We start from the raw sequence: 11,610 nt of genomic DNA, 5'->3' as shown, positions 1-11,610 counted from the left end.
TGTCGCGGGCAGCAGGCCTCCCCCACCTGGGATGCCATTTCAAAAGGTTACAGGGAGACGGGGTAGGGCCTGCCCCACCCCCATAATGGAGAGGTTTGTGGCAGGGACGTTGAGAAACTCGCATCGGGGGCTGATCGAACACACGGCTTTGGGTGCTTCGTTGCTGTGCCTCATTCACTGTCTCGCGCTGCCCCTCCTCTTTGCCGCCCTTCCCGCGCTCAGCAGCGTCATTCCGGTCAGCCGGACCTTTCACCTGGTGATGCTGGCGATTGCCGTGCCGACGAGCAGCTTGGCCCTTCTCTCCGGCAGGACACGACATGGCGCTTGGTGGCCCGTAATGCTTGGCGCGGCTGGGCTTATAGTGCTCGCCATCGGTGTGCTGTCGTTCGGTGACACGCCGCTGGAAACGCCGCTGACGGTTGCCGGCGCTATCGTCCTCGCCATCGCGCATGTCGGCAATCTGAAGCTGGGGCGCGCGACATGAACCAAGTGCTTGAGAGAGGGGTGGCCTTGCCCGCCACCCCCGTCGAGCCATATTCTTGCATCATGCGTCACAAGCACGAGCAGCCGGAAGGAGAAGCGCTTGCAGAGGCCGCACGCTCCGCCTTTGAGCGCGTCGGTGAGCAGTGGACCGATATGCGGGCTCAGCTATTCAATGTCATCGTCGGTCTCGACCGACCCGCGTCGGCTTACGACATCGCCGATCGCTTTTCGGAACAGCGCGGCCGGCGCGTAGCCGCAAACTCGGTCTACCGCATTCTCGACCTGTTCGTGGCAGCCAACATCGTCACTCGCGTGGAGGTTGCAAACCGTTACCTACCCAATGTCCACCCCGGCTGCGTTCACGACTGCATCCTGCTTTTCTGCGAGCAGTGCGGCAGGATCACGCATTTGGACGACGACAGCATTGCGACAAGTATCCGGGGTGCCGCAACCAATGCGGGGTTTCGGCCAACAAAGCCGGTGATCGAAGTTTGCGGCCTATGTGAGGCGTGCAGCAGATAGACCCCACAGATCGACCAATGTCTGTCAAACGGTCGATTGAGCGAGGGTTGCGCCGATCGTGTCCGAGGTCGCCGAAACGGCCCGTTTAGCTTCCGAAAACAGTCCCTTGTTTCCTTATCCGAAATCCGGCTAGGTCGTGTCGAGTTTTCGGAGAAAGCCTTTGCTCGTCGGCTATGCGCGCGTGTCCACCAGGGACCAGTCCCCTGCCCTTCAGCTCGACGCGCTCCGGCAAGCCGGATGCGAGAAGGTGTTCATGGAGAAGGCGTCGGGCGCGCAGCGCGATCGGCCCGAACTGAAAGCCGCGCTCGACTATCTCCGCGCTGGCGACACGCTGGCGGTGTGGAAGCTCGATCGGCTCGCGCGCTCCGTCCGGCAGCTCGTGGAGACGGCCGAAGATCTCGCAAAGCGCGAGATCGGCCTTCGCGTGCTCACCCAGGCGATCGACACCACCAGCCCCGGCGGGCGGCTTGTGTTCCACGTCTTCGCGGCCGTGGCGGAGTTCGAGCGTGAGCTGACCTTGGAGCGCACCCATGCCGGACTTGCCCAGGCGCGGGCGTTGGGGCGGCGCGGCGGGCGCAAGCCGGCGATGGGGCCGGCCGAGATCAAGCGCGCAAAGGCGATGCTCGCAGATCCGACCATTACGGTGGAGGAAGTGGCGCAGCAGATTGGGGTGCAGCCATCGACGCTCTATCGCCACATACCGGGCGGGCGCAGCTCGTTGGACCGGCCGGCGAGTGAATGAGGCCGTCATTCGACGGCCGCGTTTGCCCCACCCACCCAACCCTTGGGCTGGGCCGCAGGCTCGGCAGTCAGGCGAACAGGTCGCTGATCGCGCGCAGCCGGAAGGCATTAAGCCAACGGCGCCGGCGATGTTCGATCGCGTCATGGACCATGTGGCACCGCTGACACAGCGCCGCCAGGTTGCGCGGCCGGTTGTCGCCAGGATCATGGTTCAGGTGCGCGCTGGCGAGGACCACGCGCGTGACCCGCAGTTGGGTGGGCGGATCGATGCCGGTGAGTCCGGGTTGCGCACGCGCCAGCTCGTCCGGCGATGGCAGACGGCGAAGCCCCCTGCCCTGCCCGTCGCGCCAGGTCGCCGCGTCTTCGTCCCACCAGACGCCATCGCCGAGGTGCAGCACGTCGCGGCCGTGCGGGCGTCGGCAATGCTCGCAACGTCCCTTGGCGCGGCCGAAGCGGATGAGGTTCGACAGCTCGCGCCAGTCGATCGGGTAGAGCCAGCGGTGTTCGCGCGCGATCGGCATGATGATTCTATGAGTCATCGCCCAAGAGAACGAAAGAAGAAACTTCGCGCTCCAGCTAGGATATTCAATGCCTGGTTACGCTCCTCGCTGAGCGTCGGCGACGAGCTGGAAGCCATGCTTCTGGACCACGCCCAATAGTTGCCGCGCGGGGCCGCTGGGGCGCACGGTGACGACCTCCCACCGCCCGATCGTGCGGGTGCTGATATTCAACCCACGCGCGAACGTCGCGCGTGTAGCGCGGCTGTCCTCGCGTAGCTTCTTGATCGCCGCAGGGCCGAACACGGGCGGCAGCGGGGGCTGGTCGGGAACGGCCATGCCAGATTCAAGCGGCCGAGGTCGCTGCGTCATGCAGCTCGGCTACGGCGACGAGATTAACCAGCGCTGCGAGCGGGAACATGTCGATCTTGCCGCGCAGCAGCTCGCCCAGCCGCGAGCGCGCGATGCCGAGCCGCGCCGCCGCGGCATCGGGCGGCAGGTTCCAGGCTCGCACATGCGCGGCAAGCGCCGACATGAAGTCGGAGCGCGCCGTCAGGTCGGCGGCTTCGGCCGGGCTATCGCTGATCGCATCCCAGACGCTTCCGAACGTCTCGACCTTCATCGTTCATCCTTTCGCGCCGGCGTCAGGCGGCGGCCGGCCTGAAATTATCAATTTCCACCGAGCGATCGGCGAAGGTCGCGGTGAGGTGCAGCTCGCCACCCATCGCCGCGATCAGCTCGCGCAGCGTGCTCACCTTCATGTCGGGACGGCGCACCAGCTTGGAGATGGCGGGCTGCTGCACGTCCAGCACGTTCGCCAGCTCCTCTTGGCTAATGCCGAGACCTTCGCGCAACTGTTCGAGGCTCACCATCTCTGCCGCCAGCTCGGCTTGGCGAGCGTCGCTGCGTGCCCGCCGTTCAGGGCTCCAATCCTTCATAAGGTCGGAAAACGGGCGATGTCCGCTCATTTCAACAATCCTTCCTGCCTCAGTTCGTCCAAGTAAACGTCGTAGAGTTCGTCGGCGACCGGGATCATCCGCTCGTAGAAACGGTCGTCCCCGGTCTTGTCGCCCCCGATCAGCAGGATTGCCGATCGCCGCGGATCGAAGGCGTAGAATACGCGCAATGGCCGTCCCCCGCTCTGAATCCGCAGCTCGCGCATATGCGAGTGCCGCGAATTGTTGATCCCCGACGAGTGGGGAAAGCGCAGGTTCGGCCCCTTCGCCATCAGCAAACCGACCGCGAAGCGCATGGCATCCTGATCGGCGTCGCTCAGATCGGTGAACCAGTCTCCGAACTCGTCGGTGTTCTCAACGTCCCAGCTCATTAGCCGCTGTATTCCATCTAGGGAATATAGACGAGAGTGCTTGCCAGATCAATAAGCCACGTTCGCCAACGATCGGGCCGGTCGGGCGCGCCCGTGCGGGCCGCGCTCTATCTCCGCTTGCGCTCCGATCGAGCCGCCGTGCCGGCGTCTCGCCCCATGCGGGCAACGATCGCTCGCGCGGCGGGGCGAGCCCCGCGACGGGCGCCGGCGTCGCCGGCGAGATCCATTTGCTCAATTGGGGAAAGGGGCGCGCCGCCCCCTCTCCCCAGCAACGACAATCAGCCGGGCCGTGGCTCCCTCGCTGCGCTCAGTGCGCCCGCACCACCCCGTCGGATTCTCGCTGCCCCCCTCACCTCCGGCTGTTCGCCACGAGGCAGGGTCGCAGGAGCGCCTGCAACCCGCAGCGACCTGAAAAGGAGTAGTGAAATGACCATCCAGCACATCCATTGGAGCAACCTTGTCGCCAGCCCCCGTAACGTGCGGAAGGTGAAGGCCGGGATCGAGAGCCTAGCCGCGAGCATCGCCGCCGATGGCTTGCTTCACAACCTGACCGTCACCGCGCGCGAGGATGGCAAATCGGAAGTGGTCGCAGGCGAGCGCCGCCGCCGCGCGATCATCCAGTTGGTGAGAGCCGGGACGTGGCCCCGTGACACGCATATTCCGTGCGAAGTCCGCGAGTGCGAAGATGCCACCGCGATCAGCTATGCCGAAAACGCGCAGCGTGTCGCCATGCACCCGGCCGACGCCATCCGCGCCTTTGCCACGCTCGCCAGCGAGGGCCATGACGAGCCCGCTATCGCTAACCGTTACGGCTACGACCCGCGCGAGGTCCGCAAGATGCTGACGCTCGCCAGCCTTAGCCGGAGGGTCTTGAACGCGCTTGCCGCCGACAAGATCGACGTAGCGACCGCGCAGGCATTTACGCTGACCGACGATCACAAGCGTCAAGAAAAGGTGTTGCGGGTCGCGCGCACAGCCCATGAGGTTCGGCGATTGCTGACTGATACCAAGGTGACGACCGGGCACCGGCTGTTCCGCTTCGTCGGGGCGGACGCCTATTCCGAGGCAGGCGGCGGCATTACCCGCGACCTGTTCGCCAAGGATGGCGAGGGTTATGCCGACGACCCCGCGCTGGTCCAGCAGCTTGCGGACGCCAAGTTCGAGGCGCTGGCGAGTGAGGCCGAAGAGGCGGGCTGGGGCGAAGTGATCGCGTCCGAGCAGACGCCCTACGAAACCTATCAATGGCACCGCGTTTACCCCGACGATGGCGAGGGCTATTCGCATGGGACGAAGGCGGGCGCGGTGCTGCTCATCACCGTTACGGGCGACGGCGCTCCCACCACCATCGCCTATACCAAGAAGGCCAAGCGCTCGCACTCAGCGGGTCGAATGGTGCCCCCCTCCCCCGTCCGCTCTACGACACCAAGACGACCGAGGAGCTTTCGCGGATCAGGACCGCCGCGCTGCAATCCGAGGTCGCGCGCAATGCCCAAGCCGCCCTTGCCGTGTTGCTCGACGCGCTGTTGCCGATGCTTCGCGGCGGTTACGCGCCATCCCATGCGGTTCAGCTTCGCGCCGGGTCTGGCATACAGGAGCCGGTGCAGGTCTATGACAGCAACAGCCTTGAAATGGCATCGCCGTTCGACGGGGTGGCGACGCTCTTTACGGGGTGACTACACGAAAGTGCATTCTGCGTACGGCAGGAGCGAACGAGCAGTGAACGCCGGAGTTCAGCCGGATGCCGTGCTGTCCTGATCGATCACTGCTGCTCGTACACCGAGCAGCCACGGCACCCAAGCCAGCGCATATGCGGCCCAGAGGTATTCGTACCATGGCATTGCATGACCCAGTTCAGCGAAGATGCCGAAGACGCACAGTACGGCAGCCCCTCCGAACACAAAGCTGGCCGCGACCGTGCGGATCGGGCGATCCCACCGGATCGTGGCAAGGCGGGTAGCTGGGTTGTAGTGCCCGAGACAAAGCCACGCGATGCCCAGAACGACGGGCGATGCGATGATCGTCACCAGAATGCTGCCGTACATGGGGATGCCGATGCTGTCGCCATCCGGGGGCAGTACTCCCGAGCGGAGCACCTGCGGCCAGTAGATGAAGTTCAGAACCGGATAGAAGGCCAGCAGCAATCCGGTCAGGATCCACAGCGGCCTGGCGCTTGTCGGCATCGTCGATCTCCTGGTCTTGCCTTGCCGGCTGCTGCGCTCAACGCCGAAACGGGATGACGACGGCCTGGTCGAGAAAGGCGCGCATGCCCTCTTCTTCGACGGTGCGCCGGAAGGCGGCCCATGCGGCATCGTCGGTGACGAAGGGATCGTCCCACACCGTCGAGGTGCCGCTCTGGTTCACCACCTCCAGCGTCCAGCCCGGCTCGTCTTCGAGGCCGATGATGTGGACCTCCACTGTGATGCCTTGCTCGGTGATGGTGCCGGACAGGCCGGAGGTGACGATGTTCGGATCGCGTTCGCCTGTCATGCACCTGTCCTTGTTTCGCCGGAGCGCTGTGCGCCCGTACCTTCCAGCGCCTTGTAGAGCGCCGTCTTGCCGATCTTCAGCCGCGCGGCCGCCTCGCGCACCGTCAGGCCTGCAGCGATGTGCGCGCGCGCCTTGCGCAGCTTGTCAGGTGTGACGACCGGACGCCGCCCACCCTGCGCCCCGCGCTCACGCGCGGCACGCAGGCCGGCTTGCGTGCGCTCACGGATCAGGTCGCGTTCGAACTGGGCCAGGCTGCCGAAGATGTTGAACACCAGCATCCCGCCCGGCGTCGTGGTGTCGATATTCTCGGTCAGCGAGCGGAATCCGATCCCGCGCGCTGCCAGGTCGCCGACCTGCGCGATCAGATGGCGCATCGAGCGACCGAGCCGATCAAGCTTCCAGACGACCAACGTGTCGCCGGCCCGCAGATAAGCGAGCGCCTCGGCGAGCCCCGGCCGGTCGGCCCTGGCACCCGACGCCTGATCGTCGAACGTGCGCTCGCAACCGGCGCGGACCAGCGCGTCATGCTGGAGCGCCAGCTTCTGGTCAGCGGTGGAGACACGCGCGTAGCCGATCAGCGCCATGCGCGGGTCCGAAGTGTCCGTTTTCCCATCTTGACGCGATCTTGTCCGAATCGCCGTCGAAGGTCCAGAGTTGACGGACACATTCACGCTGGCCGTCCAATCACCGTTTCTGGGAAACAAAGAAAATCATCATGTAAGAAGTGCCTGAAGCGGCACGCGCGAGCTGATCGTCGCAGACGATCGCAGTCAGTGAACGCTTGATCCTTCAGTTACTGGAGGTTCTATGTGTGCCCGATGAGCGATTCGAGCGAAGAACCCGGTTGCGGCTGCCATGGCGATACTGGGAGGGCTGCGACCGATCCGGCTTACCGCCGCGCGTTGTGGATCGTTGTCATCCTGAACGTCGGCTTCGGCCTCTTAGAGCTTGTTGGAGGCTTCCTCGCGGATAGCCAGGCGCTGAAGGCCGACTCCCTCGACTTCCTAGGCGACGGCTCAATCACCTTTGTCGGCTTGCTCGCGCTCACCTGGGCCGAAAGGACTCGCGCCAAGGTTGCGCTTACTCAAGGAATTTTTCTGGCGCTGCTTGGCCTGTGGGTGATCGGCATGGCCGTGTGGCGGGCGATGGACGCTGTGCCGCCCGAGGCGGAGCTGATGGGGGGTATCGGCGTCGCGGCCCTTGTCGTGAACGTCACGTCAGCACTGGTCCTCGCCCGCTTTCGCGAAGGCGGCGACGCTCAGGCGCGTGCTATTTGGCTCTTCTCTCGCAACGACGCGATCAACAACCTTGCCGTCATTGTCGCAGCAGGCCTCGTCTTCTGGCTCGAGAGCGCTTGGCCGGATCTCATCGTCGCTGCCGGGATCGCGGTCATCTTCCTTCACTCGGCCCGCGAGATAATCGGCGACGCACGTAAGGAGCTTGGGGATCTGCGATGAGGTTGAAGCCGCGGGCGATATTCCTGCTCCTATCTTCGTGCGGGGCGATCGCGCCTGCGACGGTGCCCGTGGAGTGAGAGGACGTCCGGGACACAACCTGCTGCTGAAGCGTCAACCAGAGACCGGAGGGCTGCGAAAACCTCCGGCTTTGCCCGTCGCCCCGCTATTGACGCTCGTGGCGGTGCTTACCGGGGATCAACTGGCGAAGGTCGCCGCCTTTGCCTACGTCGCGAGCGAGGGCCCGGTCAGTGTAGGGCCCTGGCTCACCATTACGGCCGGGATGAACCGGGGCGTTGCTTTCGGCCTCGCGACAAGTACCCATCCCTTGCTGCTGGTGGCGATCGCCGCCGCCATCTCAACCGCCCTTGCGATAATTATCCGGCGCGCCGCGAGTAGGCTCCGGCAAGTGGGGTTGGCTGCGATTCTCGGTGGGGCGGTCGGGAACATCGCCGATCGGGTGCGCTTCGGCGCGGTGCGCGATCTGATCGATTTTCATTGGGGTTCCTGGCACTGGCCCACCTTCAATCTGGCGGACTCGTTCATTTTCGCGGGCTTGGTGCTGATCCTCGTGCTGCCGGAGCAATCGCGTCTCGCGCGCACGCCGGATGCTCCGACATGATGAAGGCGGACGACCAGGTGAAAGCGCGAAACCATGATTTGCCGCGCGACGCCCGCATCGGCAGCACGGCAGCACTGCTGGCTTCCCCCTGCGGTCTTGCGCGGAAAGCCTGCTACCGCCTTGGCTCAAACCGGTTCGAAACGTGCCTGACTACCGACGTCGCCTGTAATGTGCCGGACCAGAATCCGCGCGTCGAGCGGATCAGGACGCCCGCGCTGCGGGCGGACCCTTTCAGACAGTTACCTGATCCAAGTTACAAGCAGGAAGATTGAATGAGCGACACCTTCGACATTGTCGTCATCGGCGGCGGCACTGCCGGCTATCCGGCCCAGTCGGCCCCAAGCTGCGATTTTGGCCAAGTCGGAGAACGTTTTGGGAACGTGGCATTCGGTATTGACGATGGAAATCATAGAAGAGGACAGTTCGCTCCATCATAGGGAGTGGGTTGATGGATCGGAGTATTCCGGGCGGGGATTTGATCGGACGATGGAGCCTGAGCTTTGCCGATATTGATTTTGTAAATTCGAAGCCGGCCCTGACGCGCCTTGGCCTCGCCGCGCAGCTGAAATTCTTCGCTTCCCTGGGGTTTTTCGCGATCGATCCCGGCTCAATCCCTACCGATGGCCTCTCGTATCTGGCCGAGCAACTCGGTGTCGAGGCTGGCGAGATAGCCGGTTATGACTTTTCCAGTCGGACAGCACGACGGCATTGTGCGGAGATCCTGATCCATCTTGGATATCACCGCATGAAGCGGGTGGATCGCGCGCAATTGACGGAATGGATTGCTGGCGAGCTGTGCCCGGGCGGCCAGTCGATCAATGCCATGCTTGAGCATGTTTTCCTGTGGTGCCGGGACCGGCGTATTTATGGGCCGTCGCGCAAGGAGCTTGAACGTGTCGTTCGCTCACAACGGCAAGATTATCTGGACACCTGGCTGATCGGAGCCAGTGATCGGCTTTCGTCAGATGCGGTGGCGTTATTGGAAGCCTCGCTTGCCGATCCGGACAGCTCGACCGGATTCAACAGGATGAAGGGTGACGCCGGACAGGCAACGCTCGACAACATTCTCGACGTGACCGAGAAACTCGCCTTTATCCAGAGACTTGATCTTCCCCATGATCTCCTGACGGCTACGGGCAAGCCATGGGTCGATCAGATTGTTCGCCGCGTTGCCGGTGAAAAGGCCTCGGAGATGCGCCGGCATGCGCCGGCGCGACAGCTCGGCCTTTATGCGATTTATCTAATGTCGCGGGAGGCGCAACTCACTGACGCGATGATCGACCTGCTGATCGAAACCGTTCACAAGATCGGAACGCGCTCGAAACGCAAGGTGGTGGGCGATATCGCGAAAGACATCGAGCGGGTCTATGGAAAGGAGCGCCTGCTGGTCGAGATCGCCAGCGCCTCGATCAATGAACCATCGGGGCGCATCTGCGATGTCATTTTCCCGATCGCCGGTAAGGCCAAGCTGGCGGCGATCGTCAAGGAGAGCCATGCGAAGGGCGCTCTGGACCGGCGCATCTACAAGGTGATGCGTGGTTCCTGGGCCAATCATTACCGGCGCATGCTGCCAAGCCTGCTTTCCGTACTTGAGTTCCGGTCGAACAACGCGGTGTGGCGGCCGGTCCTGGCGGCCCTCGACTGGATCAGGAGCAAGGTGGATGGCGGATGCCGCTTCGTGCCATTGCAGGATGTTCCGATCGATGAGGTGATTCCAGCGCGATGGCGCAGTTCCGTCATTGATGACGATGGGCGGGTAAACCGGATCAGCTATGAGCTTTGCGTCCTGACGCAACTGCGCGACCGCATCCGCTCCAAAGAAATCTGGGTGGTCGGGGCGGATCGCTATCGCAATCCCGATGACGATCTTCCCAAGGACTTCGAGATCAGGCGAGATGCGTACTATTCCGGCCTCAGCCTGACGCCAGATGCGCAGGCGTTTTGCGCCTCGATCCGGGAGGAGCTTGAACGGGAACTGTTGCTCCTCAATGCCAATATTCCACAAAACGACAAGGTCCGGCTCCTGTGGCGCGGCGACAACCGGATATCGATTACACCGTTCAAGCCCTTGCCCGAACCGAAGGGTCTCGCTTCGATCAAAAGCGAGATCGGTCAGCGCTGGCCGATGACCGGACTGCTGGACGTGTTGAAAGAGGCTGCTCTGGACACGGGATTGATGGATGCTTTCGAAACGTCGGCCTCGCGGGTTACCCTGTCGAAAGCAGCCTTGGCTCAGCGTCTTTTGCTGTGTCTCTATGGCTTGGGCACGAACGCCGGGCTCAAGCGGGTCGCTGGCGCAACACCCGATGTCAGTTACGAGGAATTGCTGCATGTCCATCGCCGTTTCATCCACGCGCCAGCGCTGAGGGAGGCGTGCGCGCGGGTAGCAAACGCGACACTGGCAATCCGCAATGCCGCAGTATGGGGAGATGCGGGCACGGCATGCGCGTCCGATTCAACGAAGTTCGGCGCGTGGGACCGCAACCTGATGACGGAATGGCACGCCCGCTATGGCGGCCGTGGCGTCATGATCTACTGGCATGTGGAGAAGCGCGCGACCTGCGTTTATTCCCAGCTCAAGCGGTGCTCTTCCTCGGAGGTCGCCTCCATGATCGAAGGCGTGCTACGCCATTGCACCGACATGGAAATCCAGCGCCAGTACGTCGATAGCCACGGCCAGAGCGCAGTCGGCTTTGCGTTCTGCCGACTCCTTGGATTTGAGCTTGCCCCGCGGCTGAAAGCAGTGGCACGCCAGAAACTGGCCCTTCCCCAAGCCGGCATGCGCACGCGGCTTTCCAATTTACTGCCGATCCTCTCCAGCCCGATCGACTGGGACGAGATCGAGCAACAATATGACGAAATGGTCAAATATGCCGCTGCCATGCAATCGCGCACCGCCGATCCGGAAGCGATCCTGCTCCGGTTTGCCAGAGCCGAAGTGATGCACCCGACCTACAAGGCGCTGAGTGAACTCGGCCGCGCGGTCAAAACAATCTTCCTATGCCGGTATTTGCGTCAGGAGGCATTCCGCCGCGAGATCCACGAAGGGCTGAATGTGGTTGAGAACTGGAACGGCGCTAATGGTTTCGTGTTCTTCGGCAAGGGCGGCGAGATCGCCACCAACCGCATCCATGAGCAGGAAATCTCCGTTCTGGCGCTACACCTCCTGCAAGCGTCGCTGGTGTATGTGAACACCCGCATGCTTCAGACCGTACTGGTTGAGCCGAAGTGGGCGGGGCGGATGACGCCGGAAGATTATCGTGGTCTCACGCCGTTGATCTACAGTCATGTGAACCCTTATGGCCGCTTCGACCTCGACCTGAACGACCGGATTGATTTTGGACGGCTTGCAGCGTGAGGCGGCTGATCGGCCTATAACATTTGGGTACACCCCAGAGTGATAGGGCCGAGTGACACCATTCGTCTGTCACAAAAGGGTGGGTTTGCGCTCAATGTGACGATACACTGCAAGAGCCA

17 protein-coding genes are annotated in these 11,610 nt (G+C 63.2%); 9 read left to right on the top strand and 8 right to left on the bottom strand.

The annotated features are described in order from the left end of the window. The first annotated feature begins 97 nt into the window (after positions 1–97). From CEQ44_RS06200 to CEQ44_RS06190, 3 genes are all read left to right on the top strand, one after another. A complete protein-coding gene (locus CEQ44_RS06200; protein ID WP_231733666.1) occupies positions 98–484 on the top strand; it encodes a MerC domain-containing protein in 387 nt (128 codons plus the stop codon). A 62-nt stretch (positions 485–546) separates the two neighbouring features. Then, the gene (locus CEQ44_RS06195; RefSeq protein WP_066657225.1) at positions 547–1,005 is read left to right on the top strand and encodes a Fur family transcriptional regulator; all 459 of its coding nucleotides are present in this window, start codon (positions 547–549) and stop codon (positions 1,003–1,005) included. 160 nt (positions 1,006–1,165) lie between these two features. Next, the gene (locus CEQ44_RS06190; RefSeq protein ID WP_088181937.1) at positions 1,166–1,747 is read left to right on the top strand and encodes a recombinase family protein; all 582 of its coding nucleotides are present in this window, start codon (positions 1,166–1,168) and stop codon (positions 1,745–1,747) included. Positions 1,748–1,814: 67 nt separating this feature from the next. On the opposite strand, the gene CEQ44_RS06185 is transcribed toward CEQ44_RS06190, so the two are convergent. From CEQ44_RS06185 to CEQ44_RS06165, 5 genes are all read right to left on the bottom strand, one after another. Continuing rightward, complete coding sequence (locus tag CEQ44_RS06185) at positions 1,815–2,267, bottom strand: hypothetical protein (RefSeq protein ID WP_088181936.1); 453 nt, start codon at positions 2,265–2,267, stop codon at positions 1,815–1,817. 75 nt (positions 2,268–2,342) lie between these two features. After that, positions 2,343–2,615, bottom strand: a complete 273-nt coding sequence (locus CEQ44_RS06180) for a DNA-binding transcriptional regulator (RefSeq protein ID WP_140419263.1) — start codon at positions 2,613–2,615, stop codon at positions 2,343–2,345. Beyond that, positions 2,590–2,865 (bottom strand): helix-turn-helix domain-containing protein, encoded by a 276-nt coding sequence (locus CEQ44_RS06175; protein ID WP_088181934.1) that lies wholly within the window; start codon positions 2,863–2,865, stop codon positions 2,590–2,592. Before CEQ44_RS06175 ends, CEQ44_RS06180 begins: the two co-directional genes overlap by 26 nt. 22 nt (positions 2,866–2,887) lie before the next feature. Beyond that, positions 2,888–3,181 carry a helix-turn-helix domain-containing protein gene (locus tag CEQ44_RS06170; RefSeq protein WP_373557355.1) on the bottom strand — a complete coding sequence of 98 codons (294 nt, stop codon included), beginning with the start codon at positions 3,179–3,181 and terminating at the stop codon, positions 2,888–2,890. 26 nt (positions 3,182–3,207) lie between these two features. Continuing rightward, a complete protein-coding gene (locus CEQ44_RS06165; RefSeq protein ID WP_088181932.1) occupies positions 3,208–3,570 on the bottom strand; it encodes a type II toxin-antitoxin system RelE/ParE family toxin in 363 nt (120 codons plus the stop codon). 426 nt (positions 3,571–3,996) lie between these two features. Here CEQ44_RS06165 and CEQ44_RS06160 point away from each other — a divergent pair, with 426 nt between their 5' ends. Continuing rightward, positions 3,997–5,325: a ParB/RepB/Spo0J family partition protein gene (locus tag CEQ44_RS06160; protein ID WP_176400179.1), complete on the top strand. Its 1,329-nt coding sequence runs from the start codon at positions 3,997–3,999 to the stop codon at positions 5,323–5,325. On the opposite strand, the gene CEQ44_RS06155 is transcribed toward CEQ44_RS06160, so the two are convergent. From CEQ44_RS06155 to CEQ44_RS06145, 3 genes are read right to left on the bottom strand one after another with little or no spacing between them, the layout of a single operon-like run. Beyond that, positions 5,301–5,750 (bottom strand): hypothetical protein, encoded by a 450-nt coding sequence (locus CEQ44_RS06155; protein WP_047867016.1) that lies wholly within the window; start codon positions 5,748–5,750, stop codon positions 5,301–5,303. The two genes, CEQ44_RS06160 and CEQ44_RS06155, sit on opposite strands and share 25 nt — an antisense overlap. 37 nt (positions 5,751–5,787) lie before the next feature. Further along, positions 5,788–6,057: a hypothetical protein gene (locus CEQ44_RS06150; protein ID WP_047867017.1), complete on the bottom strand. Its 270-nt coding sequence runs from the start codon at positions 6,055–6,057 to the stop codon at positions 5,788–5,790. Further along, on the bottom strand, positions 6,054–6,641 hold the full coding sequence (locus tag CEQ44_RS06145; RefSeq protein ID WP_047867018.1) for a recombinase family protein: 588 nt from the start codon (positions 6,639–6,641) through the stop codon (positions 6,054–6,056). The genes CEQ44_RS06150 and CEQ44_RS06145 overlap by 4 nt, the downstream gene beginning before the upstream one ends. A 234-nt stretch (positions 6,642–6,875) precedes the next feature. Between CEQ44_RS06145 and CEQ44_RS06140 the strand changes: the two genes are divergently transcribed. The 5 genes from CEQ44_RS06140 to CEQ44_RS06125 all read left to right on the top strand — a co-directional run bounded on the left by CEQ44_RS06140 (position 6,876) and on the right by CEQ44_RS06125 (position 11,491). Beyond that, positions 6,876–7,514 (top strand): cation transporter, encoded by a 639-nt coding sequence (locus CEQ44_RS06140; protein WP_047867019.1) that lies wholly within the window; start codon positions 6,876–6,878, stop codon positions 7,512–7,514. A 175-nt stretch (positions 7,515–7,689) separates the two neighbouring features. After that, entirely contained in the window at positions 7,690–8,133 is a 444-nt protein-coding gene (gene lspA, locus CEQ44_RS06135; RefSeq protein ID WP_254913863.1) for a signal peptidase II, read from the top strand. Further along, entirely contained in the window at positions 8,130–8,405 is a 276-nt protein-coding gene (locus CEQ44_RS06130) for a hypothetical protein (RefSeq protein ID WP_140419260.1), read from the top strand. The genes lspA and CEQ44_RS06130 overlap by 4 nt, the downstream gene beginning before the upstream one ends. Further along, complete coding sequence (locus CEQ44_RS24305; RefSeq protein ID WP_176401100.1) at positions 8,406–8,570, top strand: hypothetical protein; 165 nt, start codon at positions 8,406–8,408, stop codon at positions 8,568–8,570. Positions 8,571–8,581: 11 nt separating this feature from the next. Then, positions 8,582–11,491 carry a Tn3 family transposase gene (locus CEQ44_RS06125; RefSeq protein ID WP_021224283.1) on the top strand — a complete coding sequence of 970 codons (2,910 nt, stop codon included), beginning with the start codon at positions 8,582–8,584 and terminating at the stop codon, positions 11,489–11,491. Positions 11,492–11,610: the final 119 nt, after the last annotated feature.

It is taken from the genome of Sphingobium sp. Z007 (assembly GCF_900013425.1).
In the GTDB taxonomy this organism is placed as follows: Bacteria; Pseudomonadota; Alphaproteobacteria; order Sphingomonadales; family Sphingomonadaceae; genus Sphingobium.
The sequence above is the reverse complement of the archived record's forward strand: the minus strand, read 5'-3'. Positions and strand labels throughout refer to the sequence as shown.